This is a genomic window from Actinacidiphila sp. bgisy160 (genome assembly GCF_965342435.1).
In the GTDB taxonomy this organism is placed as follows: domain Bacteria; phylum Actinomycetota; class Actinomycetes; order Streptomycetales; family Streptomycetaceae; genus Actinacidiphila.
The window spans coordinates 182,652-202,426 of record NZ_CBDRCM010000003.1 but is presented as its reverse complement, the minus strand read 5'-3'; the positions used below and the strand labels follow the sequence as shown (position 1 = coordinate 202,426).

Genomic DNA, 19,775 nt, shown 5'->3' with positions numbered 1-19,775 from the left:
AGCCCCGAGCTCCTCCGCATGGAGGGTGTCCGCAAGGTCTTCCCCGGTGTGGTGGCCCTCGACGGCGTCGACTTCGATCTGCGCGCGGGCGAGGTGCACGTCCTGCTCGGCGAGAACGGCGCGGGCAAGAGCACCCTGATCAAGATGCTCTCCGGCGCCAACCGCCCCGACGGGGGCCGGATCCTCGTCGACGGCCAGGAGGTGCGCATCCACGGCGCGCAGGACGCCGAGAAGCTGGGTATCGCCACCATCTACCAGGAGTTCAACCTCGTCCCGGCGCTGAGCGTCGCCGAGAACATCTTCCTGGGCCGCCAGCCGCGCCGCCTCGGCCTGGTGAACCGCAAGCAGATGAACGCGGACGCCGCCGCCCTGCTGGCCCGGGTCGGCGTCGACGTCGACCCGCGCACCCCGGTCTCGGAGCTGGGCATCGCCCGCCTGCAGATGGTGGAGATCGCCAAGGCGCTCAGCCTGGAAACGCGCGTCCTGATCATGGACGAGCCGACCGCGGTGCTCACCAGCGAGGAGGTCGACAAGCTCTTCCGGATCGTGCGCAAGCTGCGCGAGGACGGCGTCGGCATCGTCTTCATCACCCACCACCTGGAGGAGATCGCCGCCCTCGGCGACCGCGTCACCGTCCTGCGCGACGGCCGCAGTGTCTCCCAGGTGCCCGCGAGCACCCCCGAGGACGAGCTGGTCCGGCTGATGGTGGGCCGCAGCATCGAGCAGCAGTACCCGCGCGAGCGCGCGGAAGCGGGCGCGCCCCTGCTGCGGGTCGAGGGCCTCACCCGGGGCGGCGTCTTCCACGACGTGAGCTTCGAGGTGCGGGCCGGCGAGGTCGTCGGCCTGGCCGGGCTCGTCGGCGCCGGGCGTACCGAGGTCGTCCGCGCGGTCTTCGGCGCCGACCCGTACGACTCCGGCACGGTCGAGGTGCTGGGCAAGCGGCTGCGCCGCCACGACGTCAACGCCGCCATGGACGCGGGCATCGGCCTGGTGCCGGAGGACCGCAAGGGCCAGGGTCTGGTGCTGGACGCCACCATCCAGGAGAACCTGGGTCTGGTCACCCTCGGCCGGGCCACCCGCGCCGGGTTCGTCGACCGGGCCGGGCAGCGCAAGGCCGCCGACCGCATCTCGGGGCAGCTCAAGGTGCGCATGGCCGGGCTCCACCAGCACGTGCGCACCCTTTCGGGCGGCAACCAGCAGAAGATCGTCATCGGCAAGTGGCTGCTGGCCGACACCAAGGTGCTCATCCTCGACGAACCGACCCGGGGCATCGACGTCGGCGCCAAGGTCGAGATCTACCAGCTCATCAACCAACTCACGGCCTCCGGTCACGCGGTGCTGATGATCTCCAGCGACCTCCCCGAGGTGCTGGGCATGAGCGACCGCGTCCTGGTGATGTCCCAGGGCCGGCTCGCCGGTGAACTCCCCGCGCACGAGGCCACCCAGGACTCCGTCATGGCCCTGGCCGTCGGCACAGCGCCCGCCGAGGGCGGCAACGCAACAGCAACGAAGGATGTGGAGGGCTCCCGTGGCCACTGACACGCTCAAAAGCAGTACGGACACGGGCGGCGTCGCCGCGGCACGCCGTGTGCTCCTCAACAACGGCGCGCTCAGCGCCCTGGTGGTCCTGCTCGTGGCCCTGTCGTTCCTCTCGGGCGACTTCCTGTCCACACAGAACCTGCTCAATGTCGGCGTCCAGGCCGCCGTCGTCGCCATCCTCGCCTTCGGCTCCACCTTTGTGATCGTCGCGGCGGGCATCGACCTGTCGGTGGGCTCGGTCGCGGCGCTGTCCGCGACGGTGCTGGCCTGGAGCGCGAGTTCGGCGGGCCTGCCGGTGTGGCTGGCGGTCGTGCTGTCCGTCGCCACCGGTGTCGCCAGCGGTCTGCTGAGCGGCCTGCTGATCTCCTTCGGCAAGTTGCCGCCGTTCATCGCGACCCTCGCGATGCTGTCGATCGGCCGCGGCCTCACCCTGGTCATCTCCCAGGGCAGCCCCATCGCCTTCCCCGACTCCGTCTCCCACCTGGGCGACACCATCGGTGGCTGGCTGCCCGTCCCGGTCCTGGTCATGATCGTCGCCGGCGCCGCCACGGCGATCATCCTCGGCCGCACGTACATAGGCCGCGCCATGTACGCGATCGGCGGCAACGAGGAGGCGGCCCGCCTCTCCGGCATCCGCGTCAAGCGCCAGAAGATCATCATCTACGCGCTGTCCGGCCTCTTCGCGGCGGTCGCGGGCATCGTGCTCGCCTCACGTCTGGCCTCCGCGCAGCCGCAGGCCGCCTACGGCTACGAACTGGACGCCATCGCGGCGGTCGTCATCGGCGGCGCCAGCCTCTCCGGCGGTGTCGGCAAGGCGTCCGGCACCCTGATCGGCGCGCTGATCCTCGCCGTCCTCCGCAACGGCCTCAACCTGCTGTCGGTCTCCGCCTTCTGGCAGCAGGTCGTCATCGGCGCGGTCATCGCGCTGGCCGTCCTGCTCGACACCCTGCGCCGCCGCGCCTGACCGCGCGCCGCGCACCACAGACCCCCTCCTCTTCTCCGCACCGCACCAGCAAGGAAGCCCCCATGCGCACCAAGCTCATCTCCGCCACCACCGTCGCCGTCGCCGCCCTGGCGCTCACCGCGACCGCCTGCAACTCCGGCTCCGGCTCCGGCTCCTCCTCGGACGTCAAGGTGGGCCTGTCGGTCTCCACCCTCAACAACCCGTTCTTCGTGCAGCTGAAGGCGGGCGCGCAGGCCGAGGCGAAGAAGGAGGGCGTCGACCTGACCGTCACCGACGCGCAGAACGACGCGTCGCAGCAGGCCAACCAGCTGCAGAACTTCACCAGCCAGAACGTGAAGTCGATCATCGTCAACCCGGTGGACTCCGACGCGGCCGGCCCCTCGGTCAAGGCCGCCAACAAGGCCGGCATCCCCGTCGTCGCGGCCGACCGCGGCGTCAACAAGGCCGAGCTCGCGACCACCGTCGCCTCCGACAACGTCGAGGGCGGCCGGCTCGCCGCCAAGACCTTGGCCGAGTCGCTGGGCGGCAAGGGCACCGTGGTCGTCCTCCAGGGCACCGCGGGCACCTCCGCGGCCAACGAGCGCGGCCAGGGCTTCAACGAGGGCATCAAGGCCTACCCGGGCATCAAGGTCGTGGCCCAGCAGGCCGCCGACTTCGACCGCACCAAGGGCCTGGACGTCATGACCAACCTGCTGCAGGCCCACTCCGACGTCACCGGCGTCTTCGCCCAGAACGACGAGATGGCCCTCGGCGCCATCAAGGCGCTCGGCGACAAGGCGGGCAAGTCGGTCAAGGTCGTCGGCTTCGACGGCACCCCCGACGGCCTCAACGCGGTCAAGGGCGGCACCCTTTTCGCGTCCGTGGCGCAGCAGCCGAAGGAACTCGGCAAGCTGGCCGTGCAGAACGCGGTGAAGGCCGCCAAGGGCGAGAAGCTCGGCAGCCTGGTGAAGGTTCCGGTCAAGGTCGTCACCGAGCAGAACGTCGCCGACTTCTCCTCCTGACAGTCCGCACCCCGGTACGGCCGGACCCCGAAGGGAACACGCAGATGCACGGCTACGACCTGCTGGTCGTAGGGTCGGCCAACGCCGACCTGGTGATCCACGTCGACCGCCGCCCGGCGGCCGGTGAGACGGTCCTCGGCTCGGACCTTGCCACCCACCCGGGTGGCAAGGGGGCCAACCAGGCCGTCGCCGCGGCCCGTCTGGGCGCGCGTACGGCGCTCCTGGCGCGGGTCGGCGACGACGCCCACGGGCGGCTGCTCACCGGCTCGCTGAGATCGGCCGGCGTCGACACCACCGGTGTCCTGAACGGCGGCACCCCCACAGGGGTCGCGCTGATCACGGTGGACCCCTCGGGCGACAACAGCATCGTGGTGTCGCCGGGCGCCAACGCCCGGCTCACCGCGGCGGACGTGACCGGCGCGCGCGAGCTGCTGGCCGGCGCCCGGGTGGTCTCCCTGCAACTGGAGATCCCCCTGGAGTCCGTGGCCGCCGCGGTGGCGACGGCCACGGAGTCCGGCACGCGGGTCGTGCTGAACCCCTCGCCCCCCGCCGCGCTGCCGCGGGAGGTGCTCGCCGGCTGCGACCCCATCGTCGTCAACGAGCACGAGGCGCGCGTCCTGCTCGGCCCGGAGGCCGGGGACACCCCCGAGGCGTGGGCGGCGGGGCTGCTCGCCCTCGGGCCGCGCTCGGTGGTCGTCACGCTCGGCGCGGCGGGAGCCCTCGCCGCGACGCCGGACGGCACCGTGCGCATACCCAGCCCGCGTGTGGCGGCCGTCGACACCACCGGTGCCGGCGACTCCTTCACGGGAGCACTGGCCTGGCGTCTCGGCGCGGGCGACGACCTGGTGACCGCCGTGCGGTTCGCGGTGCGGGTGGGCGCCGCCGCCGTCACGAAGCCGGGTGCGCAGGAATCCTTCCCCACCCTCGAAGAAGTGGGTCAGCTGTGAAGAAGTCCGGAATCCTCAACCGCCATCTCGCGGGCGCCCTGGCCGTGCTGGGCCACACCGACCTGGTCGTGGTCTGCGACGCCGGGCTGCCGATCCCTCCCGGGCCGATCGTCGTCGACCTCGCGTTCCGGGCCGGCACGCCGTCGTTCTCCGAGGTCCTCGACGGTCTGTTGGAGGAGCTGGTGGTGGAGGGGGCGATCGCGGCCAGGGAGGTCCGCGAGCACAATCCCGAGGTGACCGCCCAGCTCGACGGGGCCTTCCCGGACCTGGAGCTGGTGCCGCACGAGGAGTTCAAGGCCCGCACCCGGCAGGCCCGCCTCGTCGTCCGCACAGGCGAGTCGCGGCCGTACGCCAACGTCATCCTGCGCTGCGGCGTGCCCTTCTAAGGCGTACATCCTTCCGGCTGCGGTCGGCGGGCCGGGCGGGCGGATCCCGCGTAGCGTCCCGACCATGAGCGACCGACCGCTGAAGGACGAGGTGCTGGAGGAGCTGGGGGACGACCGGCTCCGGGAGATCACCGAGCTGCTCGGGACCGACGCCGCACAGGCGCAGCGGGTCGTGGGGAGCGCGGTGGCCTCGATCACGGGGGTGCTGACCGACGACGTGGTGACACCCGGCGGCACCGCGGAGCTGTGCCAGGCCATGGAGCAGGCCGCGAACGAGCCCGAGCCGCTGCCCGCTGCCGCCGCGGGCTTCGCCGGGATGCAGGGCGGTACGGGGCAGGAACCGGGCCGTGGGGTCCTGGCGGCCGTACTGACCAAGGTCGCCACCCCGGCGGCACGGGCAGTGGCCAAGCGGACCGGGCTTCCGGTCGAGGCGGTCACGGCGGCGCTGGAGACGCTGATCCCCGTGATGGCGGCCGTGCTGGCCCGGCGGGCCCGCGAGAAGCGCTGAACCGCGGCGGCCGGGCGGAACGGACGGAGCAGGCATGGCGAAAGGGGTCCGGCTCGGCCGGACCCCTTTGGCGTTCCCTCCCTCTGCGCGAAACCCCGAGCCCCCTCCAGGTGTCGCGCTCTCCCCCACTCAAGACCCATGTGAGGCCCCCCTCCGGGTCTTGACGCTAGGTAGACACACCGGCCCCGGGGAGGGTTGTACGGCTTCCGGAAGAAATTCTCAGGGATTTCTCAGAGCACGTGCCGGCGGTACCGGACGGCCGTCTCGGCCGGCACCTCGGCTCCGTCGCGCACCCACGACGCGGGTCGGAGATCTCGCCTCGACGGCTACCGCGTGGCCGGCCGCGTCCGCCCGCTCGCGGAACCCGCGCAGGTCCACGCAGCCGTCGCCGGGCCGGCCACGGCCCAGGAGCGCGGCCTCGGGGAGCGGGGTGACGCGGAACGCCCTGCCTCCCGCGGGGCGAGTGGGACGAGGTGCGGGCGGCCGTGAGCCGGGCCGGTGCCTCGTGCGCGGCCGTCCGCCTTCCGGCGCCGGTTCGCCTCCCGCGTCGCACGCGGCCGAGTCGGCACAGCCGTTGACCGCACCTCCGGGGGGTCTCCAGCACGGGCAGGCGGGCCCGGCGGAACCGCTGCCGGCGACGCCGGCGACGGCAGGGTGGGAGCAAGGTTCACAAGCGGGTCCGCCCGTCGGCGCCGACGGCACCTCGCGACCCTTGAAATGACGACAGAAAGCCCTTTCTCGCAGAATGACCCCAGAGCGGCGGAAGGCCCCCGGAAAGGTACTGCGCGACTCCGCTCCCCCGGCGGCCCCCGAGGTGAGAACATGTGCCGCTACGGGCGGAGGGCCCGGGGAGGACCGACCCGGAGGAAACAGACGAGATGGCAGTGACCCTCGCCGACGTGGCGGCGCGCGCCGGAGTGTCGGCCGCGACCGTCTCGCGTGTCCTGAACGGCAACTACCCGGTCGCGGGCAGTACGCGCGAGCGGGTCCTGCGGGCCGTCGACGACCTCGACTACGTCGTGAACGGGCACGCCCGCGCCCTGGCCGCCGCCACCTCCGACCTGGTCGGGGTCCTGGTCAACGACGTCGCCGACCCCTTCTTCGGGCTCATCGCCAGCGCCGTGCAGAGCGAGATCAGCGGCGGCGCCGAGCAACCGTCCGGTGCGCCCGCGGGCGCCGGGAAGCTCGCTGTGGTCTGCAACACCGGGGGTTCCCCCGAGGCCGAGCTCAACTACCTGACCCTGCTGGAGCGGCAGCGCGCCGCGGGCGTGGTGCTCACCGGGGGCGCCGTGGAGGGCACCGGGCACAGCGCCGCCGTCGCCGGCCGCCTCGCCCGGCTCGCCGCCTCGGGCACCCGGATCGTGCTGTGCGGCCGCCCGCCCGTACCGGAACTCGTCGGCCTGGCCGGCCCCGCCGCGGACGCCGTGATGACCGTCGCCTTCGACAACCGGGGCGGCGCGCAACGCCTCACCGAGCACCTGCTGGCCCTCGGCCACCGCACCATCGGCTACGTCGCGGGCCCCGAGGGGCGCAGCACCACCCGGCACCGCCTGGAGGGCCACCGCGCCGCCCTGGCCGAGGCGGGGCTCGCGGGCTCCTCCGCCGAGCTCGAACGCCTCACCGTGCACGGCTACTACGACCGCTCCTCCGGGTACGACGCGGCACTGGAGCTGCTGCGCCGCGAGCCGGGGATCACCGCGGTCGTCGCCGCCAACGACACGGTGGCACTCGGCGTCTGCGCCGCGCTGCGCGAGCGCGGACTGCGCATCCCCGAGGACGTATCGGTCGCCGGCTTCGACGACCTGCCCTTCAGCGTGGACGCCGTGCCCGCGCTCACGACGGTGCGCATACCGCTGCAGGGGGCGGGCGCCCGCGCCGGGCGGCTGGTCATGGGGCGTCAGACGCCGCCTCCCGGCGGGCTCGCAACCGTACGGACGGAGCTGATGGTGCGGGCCTCGACGGCGGCACCGCGAAGCGGCGCGTAGGAACGCGCGAAACGGCGGAACGGCGGAACGGCGGGAGGCGCGCCAGGCGCACCGGTGCCCGTGCGGAACCGCCCCGGCGGGGATACCTTTGACGCAGTCAAAGAATTTCGAGGGGGCCGCCCATGACCGTCCAGGAGATCCGGGCGTTCAACCGCTTCTACACCAACCTGATCGGCGCGCTCGACTACAGCCGCCATCTGCACACCCCGTACACCCTCACCGAGGCCCGCGTCCTCTACGAGCTCGCCCACGCCGCCGACGGTGGGCTGGACGCCGCCGACCTGCGCACGACCCTGTCCGTGGACGCCGGGCAGCTCAGCCGGCTGCTGGCAGCCTTCGAGGACCGGGGACTGGTGACCCGCGCGCCCTCGCCGCGGGACGCCCGGCGGCAGCGCGTGGAGCCGACACCCGAAGGCAAAGAGGCGGCCCGGCTCCTGGAGGACCGGTCGCGGGAGGCGGTCGCGTCCATGGTCGGCGGGCTCGCCCCGCGCGAGCGCGAACGCCTGACGCAGGCCATGCGTACGGTCCGCGACGTCCTCGGTGGGCCGGCCGCGCGCAGGGCCCCGCGCGTGCCGCGGGTCCGGCTGCGCGAGCCGCGCCCAGGGGACCTCGGCTGGGTGGTCCAGCGCAACGCCGAGGTCTACGCCGAGGAGTACGGCTGGAACGCCGAGTACGAGACCCTCGTCGCCCGGATCGTCGCCGCCGGCCACGAGCGGGCGTGGATCGCCGAACTGGACGGCGAGCGCGCCGGCTGCGTCTTCTGCGTCCGCGACGAGGCGCCCGGCACGGCACGGCTGCGCCTGCTGCTGGTGGAGCCGGCCGCCCGGGGCCACGGCATCGGCCGGCGGCTGGTGCAGGCCTGCGTCGGGCACGCGCGCGCGGCCGGCCACCACGAGCTGGTGCTGTGGACCAACGACGTGCTGGTCTCCGCCCGGCGGATCTACGAGGCGGCCGGTTTCGAGCTCGTCGGGGAGAAGCCGCACCATAGTTTCGGCCGCGATCTCGTCGGGCAGGATTGGCGACTGGTGCTGTAACGTCCGAGAAGTGAAGCTCGCGTTCTCGACCCTCGGCGTGCCGGGGCTCCCCGTGCCGGACGTGGTCCGGCTTGCCGCGGAGCACGGTTACCACGGCGTGGAGCTGCGGGCGGGCCACGAGGAGCCGGTGCACAGCGGCCTGACGGAACGGCAGCGTGCCGACGTGGCCCGGGAGTTCCGCGGCTCCGGAGTCGCGGTTCTGGCGGTCGCCTCCTACGTGCAGGTGGCCGCGCCCGGTGAGGACGCCCCCGCGCTGCGCGGGCTGCGCGACCACGTGCGCCTCGCCGCCGACCTCGGCGCCTCCTACGTACGGGTGTTCCCCGGCGCCGGTGACGACGACGGCGACGCCGCCGACACCCGGGCGGCCCGCCGGCTGGCAGCGGTGGCCCCGCAGGCGGCGGACGCGGGCGTGCGGGTGCTGGTGGAGACCCACGACTCGCACCGGACCGGCGCGGACGTCGCACGGATCCTGGGGCTGGTGGGTCATCACCACGTGGGCGCGTTGTGGGACGTGCTGCACCCCTGGCTGGGCGGCGAACAGCCCGAGCACACCTACCCGGTACTCGCGCCCTACCTGGGCTATGTGCAGGTCAAGGACGTCTCCTCCGCGCAGGACACCACCCCGCTGCCGCTCGGGCACGGGGCACTGCCGCTGGCCGGCACGGTGGAGTTGCTCAGCCGCGCGGGCTGGGACGGCTGGCTGTGCTGGGAGTACGAGAAGCGCTGGTACCCGCAGGTGCGGGCGCTGCCGGAACTGCTGTCGCGGGGACGTTCACATCTGCTGCGGCTGCTCGGCGAGTCGGCCTGAGGCCGGCGCCCGGCCGGATCGAGCCCAGCGACGTCACGGCGACGCCCCCCACCAGCAGCACGGCGGCCGTCCAGCGCAGCGGGCCGACTCCCTCGTCCAGCAACAGGGCCGCCGACGTCATGCCGAACACCGGGACCAGCAGGGAGAACGGGGCCACCGTGGAGGCGTCGTACGTCCGCAGCAGGAAGCCCCAGGCACCGAAGCCGAAGACGGTGGTGATCCAGGCGACGTAGACGATCGCTCCGGCGCCGCTCCAGTCGAGGCCGCGCAGCGCGGCGGCGTCCGCGGCGGGGCCCTCGAAGACCAGCGAGAGGGCGAGCAGCGGCAGTGGCGGGACGAGGCTGACCCAGACCATCCAGCTCAGCGCGTCCGGCGGGGCGGCGCGGCGGGTGAGGACGTTGGACAGCCCCCAGAAGGCGGCGGCCGCGACGACCAGCACGAACGCGCCGAGCGGCCCGGAGGTGCCCTCGTCGTACGCGGCGACGCCGATTCCCGCGAACGCGACGCCCATGCCCGCGATCCGCAGCCGGCCGGGCCGCTCGCCCAGCAGGACGACCGCGAGGAGGGCGGTGAAGACCGCCTGGACCTGGAGCACCAGCGAGGAGAGCCCGGCGGGCATGCCCTGGTTCATGCCGATGAACAGCAGGCCGAACTTGGCGACGCCGAGGACGAGTCCGACGGCGAGGATCCAGCGCAGCGCGACGCCGGGACGGCGCACGAAGAAGACCGCGGGCACGGCGGCTACCAGGAAGCGCAGGGCGCAGAAGAGCAGTGGCGGGAAGTGGCCCAGCCCGACCTCGATGACCACGAAGTTGACGCCCCAGACCGCGGCGACGAGGACCGCGAGGGCGAGGTGTACCGGTCGCATCGCTCCAGCATCGGGCACCATACTCTTAAGCACCAGCGACTATCGCTGCACTGTCAACTTCAGTTTTGCTGAACAGTGCGTCATTGGCGCACCCGGGATGACGAGGTGAACGGATGCTGGACCTGGCCCGGCTGCGGGCGCTGCACGCCGTGCATGTGCACGGATCGGTGGGCGCCGCGGCCACCGCCCTCGGCTACACCGCGTCCGCCGTCTCCCAGCAGATCGCGAAGCTGGAGCGGGAGACCCGGACGACGCTCCTGGAGCGGCAGGGCCGCGGCGTGGCGCTGACCGAGGCCGCCCAGCTGCTGGCGGAGACCGCGCAGGAGCTGATGGCGATCGTCGAGCGGGCCGAGGTGGCGCTGGAGGAGCGGCGCGGCCGGCCCACCGGACGGCTGACCATGGCCGCCTTCCCGACCGCCGCACGCGGGCTGCTCCCGGAAGTGCTGGCCGGGCTGACGGCCGACCACCCGTCGCTGGAACTGCGGCTGGTGGAGGAGGGCGCCCACCTCTCGGTCGACCTGGTCTCGCGCGGTGTCGTCGACCTGGCCGTGGTGCACGACTGGGACATCGCCCCGCTGCCCGCGCCCGAGGGCCTGGAGCGGGTGGTGATCGGCGAGGACCACTGCGACGTGCTGGTCCCGGCCGGGCACTCGCTGGCGGCGCGCGGAGCGCTCGTCCGCGAGGACATCGTCGACCAGCGGTGGATCTGCCAGCCGCCCGGGCACGTGTGCCACGACTGGCTGGTGCGGACCCTGCGGGAGGCGGGCACCGAGCCGGACCTGGCGTTCCAGGTCGCCGAGTACCAGACACAGTTGGCGCTGGTGGCGGCCGGACTGGGGATCGCGCTCGTGCCGCGGCTGGGGCGCGGGCCGGTGCCGGACGGGGTGGTCGTGGTGCCGCTGGAACCGGCGCCCGTGCGGCGGCTTTACGCCTTGTGGCGGACGGGGGCGTCGCGACGTCCGGCGATCACCGAGACCGTTCGGGCGTTGCGGGCGCACTACCCCCGGGTCGTTGCCTGACCATGGGCGGATGTCGCCCACGCGCAGGGAACCGTATCGGTCCCGCTCCCGTCCAACCGATGTGCTGCCGGTGAGTCTGAGTCTCCGCAAAGCGGTGTCGGTCACGCTGTTGGCTGCGTCGCTGGCAACCCTCTCCGCCGCCTGCGGCCGGCAGCAGTCCGCCACCGGTGCGCCCCCCTTCGACAACGCCGGTGGCGGCCCCGCCCCCTCCGCCGTCGTCACGCCGCCTCCGACGCCGACGGCCTCCGCCCCGGCGGCCCCGGCCCCGTCCACCGCCGGGTCCCCGCCGGCCGGCGGAGCGGTCTCCACCCGCCGCATGTACTTCGAGCAGACCACGCGCGGCGTGCCCGCGGTGCACACGGTCCTCGACAACGAGCGCGACCTGGCCCGGTTCCCGGGCTACTTCATGAAGTCCGACCCCCGGATCGCCGACGCGATCGCCTCGCGCGCCGCCCGTACCGACTTCTCACGCTCGGTCCTGGTCGCCTGGAGCCGCACCACCGGCTGCAACAGCACGAAGGACGCCGTCCTCTTCCGGAACGGCAGCCGGCTGCTGCTGGGCCTCGCCCAGACCCCGATGGGCCGGTGCCTGGTCGCCAATCAGGTGATCGTCCTCTTCGAGGTGCCGCGCGACCGCATGCCGAAGGAGCCGCGCTTCACCCAGGAGCAGAATCCGCGGGCCGATCCGCCCGCCCCGGGGCGCACGGTGGCGTTCAACAGCCTCAACGGCTCGGAGGCGCCGAGGGGCCGCCGCAGCGCCGAGGTCACCACGGACCGTCAGCTCGACGCCTTCCTCGCGAACCTGCCCCGCAGGGACGCTGACACGGTGCGCAAGCAGCTGGCCGGCCAGCCGCGGCGCGGCGACGAACGGCGCTTCGGCTTCGTGCTGTCGGGCTGCCGGCCCACCGGCGCCGTTCTGACGATCGGCCGCCGGGAGCTGTCGGCGGCGCCGATCGGGGACGAGCACATTCGCTGCATCCAGGCGCAGTACTACGTGGCGGTGCTCTCGGTCCCGTCCCGTCTCGTGCCCGCGCACGCCCGACTCATTGACTGACAATTACTTTCCGGCTAAGCGTATCTGCTTGAAAGTTTCTTTCAGGTGCTTCCCGTCTCCTCCTGCCGGAAGGAGTCCGTCAAATGCACAGCCGTCCTCACCCGTCCCGCCGCACGGTGCTCGGTGCCACCGCGGCCGCCTCCACCGCCCTCGCCCTCGGCGTCCCGGGCACCGCGAACGCGGCCGCGGCGGACCGCAGACGCGTCCGCGCGATCATCGACCGCATGAGCGTCGAGGAGAAGATCGGCCAGCTCTTCGTGATGCGCGTGTACGGTCATTCGGCCACCGCCCCCGATCCGGCCGACGTGGCCGCGAACCAGGCGGAGATCGGGGTCGCCAACGCGGCCGAGCTGATCGCCAAGTACCACGTCGGCGGCATCATCTACTTCGCGTGGGCCCACAACACCCGTGATCCGCACCAGATCGCCGACCTGTCCAACGGCATACAGCGGGCCTCCCGGATCCCGCTGCTGATCTCCACCGACCAGGAGCACGGCGCCGTCGCCCGCGTCGGTTCCCCCGCCACGCTCTTCCCCGGCGGGATGGCGCTCGGCGCGGGCGGCAGCACCAGGGACGCCCGGCGGGCCGCGGCCGTCGCCGGGGCCGAGCTGGCGGCAATGGGCATCACCCAGAACTACGCGCCGGTCGCCGACGTGAACGTCAACCCGGCCAACCCCGTCATCGGGGTGCGATCCTTCGGCGCCGACCCGGGGGCCGTCGCCGCGCTCGTCGCCGCCCAGGTGGAGGGCTACCAGCGGGCCGGGATCGCCGCCACCGCCAAGCACTTCCCCGGCCACGGCGACACCGGCACCGACAGCCACTTCGAACTGCCGGTCATCACGCACTCGGCGCAGGAGTGGCGGCGCCTGGACGCCCCGCCGTTCCGCGCGGCGATCGCCGCCGGCATCGACTCGATCATGACCGCGCACATCCTGGTCCCCGCCCTCGACGACTCCGGCGACCCCGCGACGCTCTCCCGGCCGATCCTCACCGGCATCCTCCGCGAGGAACTCGGCTACGACGGCGTGGTCGTCACCGACTCCCTCGGCATGGAGGGCGTGCGCCAGAAGTACGGCGACGACCGGGTCCCGGTGCTCGCCCTGAAGGCCGGGGCCGACCAGCTGCTCAACCCGCCGGTCCTGGAGACCGCGTGGCAGGGCGTCCTGGCCGCCGTGAAGTCCGGCGAGCTCACCGAGGAACGCCTCGACGAGTCGCTCACCCGGGTCCTGATGCTCAAGGCGCGACGCGGGCTGCTCGACGACCCGTACGTCACGCACCGCGGCGTCGACCGGGTGGTCGGCACCCCCGGCCACCTGGCCGAGGCCGACCGGATCACCGAACACACCGTCACTCTGCTGGCGAACGGCGGGGCGCTGCCGCTGCCCGCCCACCGGCGGCTGCTGGTCGTCGGCGCCGACCCGGCCGCGCCCTCGGGCACCGGAGGCCCGCCCACCGCAGTGCTCGGCGCGGCCCTGGCCGGACTCGGGCACACCGCGCAGGTCCTGTCGACCGGGACCGCGCCGGGGCAGGCGACGATCGACCGGGCGGTGGCCGCCGCGGGCGACAAGGACGCCGTGGTGGTCGCCACGTACAACGTCACCGGGGCGTCGACGGGCCAGGTCGCGCTGGTGAACGCGCTGGTCGCGACGGGTGTGCCGGTGGTACAGATCGCGATCCGCAACCCGTACGACATCGCCCGGCTGGACGGGGTGGCCGCCGCGCTGGCCACCTACGGCTGGACGGACGTGTCGATGCGGGCGGCGGCACGAGTGCTGGCGGGCGCGGTACGGCCCACCGGGAAGCTGCCGGTGGCCGTGCCGGCGGCGGACGACCCGGCGCAAACGCTCTACCCCGTCGGCTGGGGCCTGCGGTACTGAGCACGCCGCGCGCGGGGCGGCCCCTCCCGGAAACGGGCCACGCCACCTATCCCGCCGAGAACGGGCCTCGCGCGAGCCGGCGGCCCCGCACCCGGGAGACCCGGGCGGGGGCGGCGGGCCCCGCACGATCGCGGGCGACTGCGTCCACCCGTCCCGGAAGGGACAGATGAAGGAGACGCCCTGCGACGGTTCGGGGCCGCACGCCCCACGGTTCCGGGTCATGGAGGTGGCCCGCGGCCGCCGCTCCTGCCCCGCGGGGACGGCGCTGTACGTCGGTGTGGGCGGCGCGCCGGCGGGCGTGGGAGCGGCCGCCGGCTCTGGGGCCCGATCAGAAGGGAAGGCGTCCGGCGGCCTCGGTGCTCCGGTCGAGCCTGGCGTCGTACGCCGCCAGGGGCCGAGCGGCCTCTGGGTCGGCACGCACGGCCGCGGGGGCGACCCCGGCCCACTCCAGCACCTCAGCGGTGGCCTTCGCGCGGTCGGCCGCGCCCAGCGCGCCGATCACCGCGCCGTGGTTGGCACCGGGCGCCCACATCACGTACGAGTCGTGCGCGCCCCGCGAGAGGCGGAACGGCTCGGCTCCCCACGGGTCGTTGGTCCCGTACACGAAGAGCATGCGCTCGGCGTGGTGGCGCACCCAGGAGTCGACGTCGTGCATCGCGTGCGGCTGGAAGCGCATCGGGATGGAGCGCGGCACGTAGGAGCGCGGCTGGTAGATCCCGGGGTAGCGCAGCAGACCCTTCAGGTGCGGGGTGGCGAACGTCGGGGCGCCGAGCTGGGTGCCCGCCTGGTAGTAGTACGGCGTGTAGTACTCCAGGCCCTGGTCGGTGTAGAAGTCGAAGCCGGAGACGGAGTCGACGAAGGAGTAGATGGCGTCCGTGGTCGCGGTCGCCGCGGGCACGTCGGCGCACTCCGCCTGCTGGTGGTACTGCCAGAAGGCCCACACCAGGTCCAGCACCACGTTCTCGTACGCCTTGTCCGCGCTGCCGACGGTGGTGAAGGTCAGGCCGTTGTCGGAGGCGTACTTCTGGTAGCGGGCGACGATCTCGTCCCGGCGGACGAGGGCCTCGCGCTGCACGGCGTCGAGTCGCGCCCGGCAGTCGGCGGTACCGACGGTGCGGAAGAAGCGGGTGTAGGCGGAGTCCTCGTTGTTCACCACGTCGTTGGGGGCGACGTAGGCGACCGTGCCGGCCATGTCGCGCGGGTAGAAGCGGCGGTAGTACGTGGCCGTCATGCCGCCCTTGCTGGCGCCGGTGGCGAGCCAGTTCCCGGCGTAGATCCGGCTCAGCGCCCGGAAGATGCGGTGCTGGTCACTGGCGGCCTGCCAGATGTCGAGCTTCGACCAGTCGGCGGGGGCCGGGCGGGACGGGGTGAAGAAGCGGTACTCCATGGAGACCTGGTTGCCGTCGACGATCTGCGTCGGCTCACGGCGGGAGGGGGTCGTGGACAGGCCGTAGCCGGAGGTGTAGAAGACGGTGGGCCGGCCGGTCCCCTTGTGCAGCACGGTGATCCGCTGCTGGAACGTTCCCTTGGACGGGTGCCGGTGGTCCACCGGCTGCGTGTAGTTAAGGACGAAGAAGCGGTAGCCGGTGACCGGCTTCTCCTCGATCAGGCTCATCCCGGGTATCGCCAGGATGCGGTCCTTGATGTCCGGCTCGTCAGCGGTCGCGGTGGCGACTCCACCGCCGGCGGTGCCGATGAGCAACACCAGCGCCAGCAGCCATCTGAGCGCGTTGCGCATGCCCCCTCCTTCGGGGTTCGACGGGCGTCGCCCGTGAACCTATGAGGAGGAAGTGGCCTGCCGCCAGGGGGCGTTGGGCAAAGAGCCGCGGCCCGGACCACCGGGTCCGGGCCACGGGCGCGCGGGGGCGGCCGCCTCAGGCGACGGCCTCGCTGCTCTCGTCCTCTCCGATGAAGGTGCGCCACAGATCGGCGTACCGGCCGTCGGCGGCGAGGAGTTGCTCGTGCGTGCCGTCCTCGACGACCCGGCCGCGGTCGAGGACGACGACCCGGTCCGCGCGGGCGGCGGTGGTCAGCCGGTGGGCGACGACCAGGGTGGTGCGGCGTACGGCGAGCCGGTCGGCGGCCTGGTTGACCAGCGCCTCGGTGGCCAGGTCCAGGGCGGCCGTCGCCTCGTCGAGCAGCAGGATGTCGGGGTCGACCAGTTCGGCGCGGGCCAGGGCGATCAACTGCCGCTGTCCGGCGGAGAGGTTGCGGCCGCGCTCGGAGACCGGGTGCAGGTAGCCGCCGTCCAGCGTGGCGATCATGTCGTGGGCGCCGACGGCGCGGGCCGCGGCCTCCACCTCGGCGTCGGTGGCGTCCATCCGCCCGTAGGCGATGGCGTCGCGGACCGTCCCCTCGAAGAGGTACGCCTCCTGCGGGACGACGCCGAGCCGCTGCCGGTAGGCGGTCAGGTCGAGCTCGCGGATGTCCTGGCCGTCGACCAGGACGGCGCCCGAGGTGGGGTCGTAGAACCGGGCGACCATCTTGACCAGGGTCGACTTGCCCGCTCCCGTCTCGCCGACGAAGGCCACCGTCTGCCCCGCGGGGATCCGCAGGTCGATCCCGGACAGCGCCTCGGCGCCCTCCTCGGTGTAGCGGAAGCGCACGTCGCGGAAGGCGATCTCGCCGCGCAGCCTGCCGACCTCGCGCGGGGACTCGGCGGGCGGCGTCGCGGTCGGAGTCCGCAGCAGCTCGCGGATGCGGCCCAGGGACACCGACGCCTGCTGGTAGCCGTCGAAGACCTGCGAGAGCTGCTGCACGGGCGAGAAGAACAAGTCGATGTAGAGCAGGTACGCCACCAGGGCGCCGGCGGTGAGCGTGCCCGCGCCGATCCGGTGGGCGCCGACGATCAGCACCAGGGCGGCGGCGACGCTGGACAGCAGCTGCACGAAGGGGAAGTAGACCGAGATCAGCCACTGGCCGCGCACGCGCGCCTGCCGGTAGGCGTCGCTGCGGTCGGCGAAGCGCTCGGCGCCCCCGCGCTCGCCGCGGAATGCCTGCACGACGCGGAGCCCGGCGACATGCTCCTGCAGGTCGGCGTTGACGACGCTGACCCGTTCCCGGGCCAGCTCGTAGGCCTTCACGGACTTGCGGCGGAAGACCCAGGTGGCCAGGAAGAGCACCGGCAGGGTGGCGAAGACGATCAGCGCCAGCTGGACGTCGATCACCAGCAGCGCGACCAGGATGCCGAGGAAGGTGAGCACGCTGACCAGCGCGGTGACCAGACCGGTCTGCAGGAACGTCGACAGCGCGTCGACGTCGGTGGTCATCCGGGTCATGATGCGGCCACTCAGCTCGCGCTCGTAGTAGTCGAGCCCGAGCCGGTGCAGGTGGGAGAAGATCTTCACCCGGAGCGTGTAGAGCACTCGCTCTCCCGTGCGGCCGGTCAGGCGCGTGGAACCCCACTGCGCGATCCACTGCGCGGCGACGACGGCGACACCGAGCAGTGAGGCGGTCCAGACGGCGCCGAGCGCGGCCTGCCGCACGCCGGAGTCGATGCCGTGCCGGATCAGGACCGGCAGCAGCAGCCCGGCCAGCGCGTCCACGGCGACGAACAGCAGGCTCAGCAGCAGGGGGCCGCGGAAACCGCGCAGCAGACTGCGCAGTCCGAAGTCCTTCTCGACCGAGGCCGCCCCGGCCTCGTCGACGTCCGGGGTGTCCAGGGCCGGGGGCAGCGCTGCCACCTGCGCGAGCAGTTCGGGGGTGGCGGGCATCCCGGCCATGGCCGAGGCCATGCCGCCGGGGCCGCCGCGCGCGACGACGGGGGAGGGCGCCGCCTGCAGCGGCCCGGTGTCCTCGTCGCGGCGCCGGCGGTCCTGCGGCCACAGGGCCGCGGTCACACCGCCCTGCGCGGGAGCCGCGGCGGCCGGACCTGCGGCCGGGTCCGCGGCCGCGGCCTCACCGGGCCACTGGGTGAGGGGCACGACCTCGCCCGCGGGGTCGTGCGTGACGACGTCCGAACCGAGCTCGTCGGGGTCGGTGAGCAGCCGCCGGTACAGCGGGCAGCGCGCCTCCAACTCCTCGTGGGTGCCCACGTCGACCAGCCGGCCGGCCTCCAGCACGGCGATCCGGTCGGCGAGGGCGAGGGTGGACCGCCGGTGGGCGATGAGCAGGGTCGTACGGCCCGCCATCACCTCGCGCAGCGCGTCGTGGATCTCCGCCTCGACGCGGGCGTCGACGGCGGAGGTCGCGTCGTCGAGGATGAGCAGCCGCGGATCGGTGAGGATGGCACGAGCCAGGGCGACGCGCTGACGCTGGCCGCCGGAGAGGGTCAGCCCCTGCTCGCCGACGACGGTGTCGTACCCCTCGGGCAGGGCACTGATGAACGCGTCCGCCTGGGCGTGCCGGGTCGCGGTCAGGATCTGCTCGTCGGTGGCGTCGGGGTGGCCGTAGGCGATGTTGGCGCGGATGGTGTCGGAGAACAGGAAGCTGTCCTCCGGCACGAGCCCTATGGCGTCGCGCAGGGAGCCGAAGGTGAGGTCGCGCACGTCCCGGCCGCCGACGCGGACGGCGCCGCCCGTCACGTCGTAGAAGCGCGGCAGCAGCAACGAGACGGTCGACTTGCCGCTGCCGGAAGCCCCGACGACGGCGACGGTCTCGCCGGGCTCGACGGTGAGCGAGAAGTCGTCCAGCACGGGGCGCGTGCGGTCGTAGCCGAAGCTGACGTGGTCGAACTCGACGGTGGCCGCGGCCTCGCGGGGCAGCTGCCCGGTGCCTTCCTCCAGGCTGGGCCGGGTGTCGATCAGTTCGGTGACGCGCTCGACCCCGGCCCTGGCCTGCTGGCCGACCGTGAGCATCATGGTGAGCATGCGCACCGGTCCGGTCAGCTGCGCGAGGTAGGTCGAGAACGCGACGAAGGTGCCCAGGGTGATCTGGCCCCGTACGGCCATCCAGCCACCGAGCGCCAGCATGCCGACCTGCCCGAGCGAGGGCACGGCCTGCAGGGCGGGGCTGTAGCGCGCGTTGAGCCTGATGGTGCGCAGGCGCCCGGCGAAGAGCCGCTCGCTGACCGAGCGCAGCTTGGACATCTCCTGCTGCTCCTGGCCGAAGCCCTTCACGACGCGGACGCCGGTCACCGAGCCGTCCACGATCCCGGCGACGGCGGCGGCCTGGCCCTGCGCGTACCAGGTGGCGGGGAAGAGCCGCTTGCGGCTGCGGTCGGCCAGGAACCACAGGGCGGGCGCGACGGCGAGGGCGATCACGGTCAGCAGCGGCGAGAGCACGAACATCACGACGATCGACAGGACGAACAGCAGGACGTTGCCGATCATCATGGGCGCCATGAAGAGCAGGCCCTGGATGAGCTGCAGGTCACTGGTGGCCCGGCCGACGACCTGACCGGTGTTGAGCTCGTCCTGGCGCGCGCCGTCCAGCCGGGTGAGCGAGTGGAACATGTCCGTGCGCAGGTCGTGCTGCACGTCGAGGGCGAGCCTGCCGCCGTAGAAGCGCCGCAGGAACGTCATGAGATAGACCACGATCGCGGCGCCGATCAGCACACCGGCCCAGGGGGCCAGCGGCTTGTCGTGCTTGACGATGACGTCGTCGATGATCAGCTTGGGGACGAGCGGCACGAGCGCCATCACGGCCATGCCCGCGAGCGAGGAACCGAGCGCGAGGCCCACGTTCCACCGGTAGCGCCAGCAGTAACGCATCAGCCGCCGCAGCCAGCCCTCGGCCGCCACGGCCTTCCCGGCCTTCGCTTGGTCGTCCTTCGCCGCCACCCGGTGTCCTCCTGTCCCGTCCTTCTCGCCGGAGGATCACAACGCCCTGGAGTGCGGATTTCATC

Annotated in this window: 12 protein-coding genes and 3 pseudogenes; 12 read left to right on the top strand and 3 right to left on the bottom strand. The window is 73.1% G+C overall.

Annotated elements, in window-relative coordinates; genetic code table 11:
• The first annotated feature begins 18 nt into the window (after nucleotides 1–18).
• From ACRWNP_RS05395 to ACRWNP_RS05355, 9 genes and pseudogenes are all read left to right on the top strand, one after another.
• Nucleotides 19–1,539: a sugar ABC transporter ATP-binding protein gene (locus ACRWNP_RS05395; protein WP_431959837.1), complete on the top strand. Its 1,521-nt coding sequence runs from the start codon at nucleotides 19–21 to the stop codon at nucleotides 1,537–1,539.
• Nucleotides 1,529–2,530 (top strand): annotated as a pseudogene (locus tag ACRWNP_RS05390) (ABC transporter permease); the annotation flags it as partial. The gene ACRWNP_RS05395 and the pseudogene ACRWNP_RS05390, both read left to right, overlap by 11 nt.
• Nucleotides 2,531–2,631: 101 nt before the next feature.
• Nucleotides 2,632–3,504: pseudogene (locus tag ACRWNP_RS05385) on the top strand (D-ribose ABC transporter substrate-binding protein); the annotation flags it as partial.
• A 44-nt stretch (nucleotides 3,505–3,548) separates the two neighbouring features.
• Entirely contained in the window at nucleotides 3,549–4,451 is a 903-nt protein-coding gene (gene rbsK / locus ACRWNP_RS05380) for a ribokinase (protein ID WP_431959773.1), read from the top strand.
• A complete protein-coding gene (rbsD, locus tag ACRWNP_RS05375; protein WP_431959772.1) occupies nucleotides 4,448–4,837 on the top strand; it encodes a D-ribose pyranase in 390 nt (129 codons plus the stop codon). The genes rbsK and rbsD overlap by 4 nt, the downstream gene beginning before the upstream one ends.
• A gap of 64 nt (nucleotides 4,838–4,901) precedes the next feature.
• Complete coding sequence (locus ACRWNP_RS05370) at nucleotides 4,902–5,345, top strand: DUF937 domain-containing protein (protein WP_431959771.1); 444 nt, start codon at nucleotides 4,902–4,904, stop codon at nucleotides 5,343–5,345.
• An 878-nt stretch (nucleotides 5,346–6,223) separates the two neighbouring features.
• Nucleotides 6,224–7,330 (top strand): LacI family DNA-binding transcriptional regulator, encoded by a 1,107-nt coding sequence (locus ACRWNP_RS05365; protein WP_431959770.1) that lies wholly within the window; start codon nucleotides 6,224–6,226, stop codon nucleotides 7,328–7,330.
• Nucleotides 7,331–7,452: 122 nt separating this feature from the next.
• Nucleotides 7,453–8,364: a bifunctional helix-turn-helix transcriptional regulator/GNAT family N-acetyltransferase gene (locus tag ACRWNP_RS05360; protein WP_431959769.1), complete on the top strand. Its 912-nt coding sequence runs from the start codon at nucleotides 7,453–7,455 to the stop codon at nucleotides 8,362–8,364.
• A 10-nt stretch (nucleotides 8,365–8,374) separates the two neighbouring features.
• Nucleotides 8,375–9,052, top strand: a pseudogene (locus tag ACRWNP_RS05355) (sugar phosphate isomerase/epimerase family protein); the annotation flags it as partial.
• Here ACRWNP_RS05355 and ACRWNP_RS05350 read toward each other — a convergent pair.
• A complete protein-coding gene (locus tag ACRWNP_RS05350) occupies nucleotides 9,039–10,040 on the bottom strand; it encodes an EamA family transporter (protein WP_431959768.1) in 1,002 nt (333 codons plus the stop codon). The pseudogene ACRWNP_RS05355 and the gene ACRWNP_RS05350 sit on opposite strands and share 14 nt — an antisense overlap.
• Before the next feature lie 113 nt (nucleotides 10,041–10,153).
• On the opposite strand from ACRWNP_RS05350, the gene ACRWNP_RS05345 reads away from it, so the two are divergent.
• The 3 genes from ACRWNP_RS05345 to ACRWNP_RS05335 all read left to right on the top strand — a co-directional run bounded on the left by ACRWNP_RS05345 (nucleotide 10,154) and on the right by ACRWNP_RS05335 (nucleotide 13,990).
• Nucleotides 10,154–11,059 (top strand): LysR family transcriptional regulator, encoded by a 906-nt coding sequence (locus ACRWNP_RS05345; protein ID WP_431959767.1) that lies wholly within the window; start codon nucleotides 10,154–10,156, stop codon nucleotides 11,057–11,059.
• Between the two features lie 70 nt (nucleotides 11,060–11,129).
• On the top strand, nucleotides 11,130–12,113 hold the full coding sequence (locus ACRWNP_RS05340) for a hypothetical protein (RefSeq protein ID WP_431959766.1): 984 nt from the start codon (nucleotides 11,130–11,132) through the stop codon (nucleotides 12,111–12,113).
• Between the two features lie 83 nt (nucleotides 12,114–12,196).
• Nucleotides 12,197–13,990 (top strand): glycoside hydrolase family 3 protein, encoded by a 1,794-nt coding sequence (locus tag ACRWNP_RS05335; RefSeq protein WP_431959765.1) that lies wholly within the window; start codon nucleotides 12,197–12,199, stop codon nucleotides 13,988–13,990.
• Between the two features lie 328 nt (nucleotides 13,991–14,318).
• Here the strand turns inward: ACRWNP_RS05335 and ACRWNP_RS05330 are convergent, their stop codons facing one another.
• On the bottom strand, nucleotides 14,319–15,728 hold the full coding sequence (locus tag ACRWNP_RS05330; RefSeq protein ID WP_431959764.1) for a S28 family serine protease: 1,410 nt from the start codon (nucleotides 15,726–15,728) through the stop codon (nucleotides 14,319–14,321).
• Between the two features lie 136 nt (nucleotides 15,729–15,864).
• Entirely contained in the window at nucleotides 15,865–19,641 is a 3,777-nt protein-coding gene (locus tag ACRWNP_RS05325) for an ABC transporter ATP-binding protein (RefSeq protein ID WP_431959836.1), read from the bottom strand.
• Nucleotides 19,642–19,775: the final 134 nt, after the last annotated feature.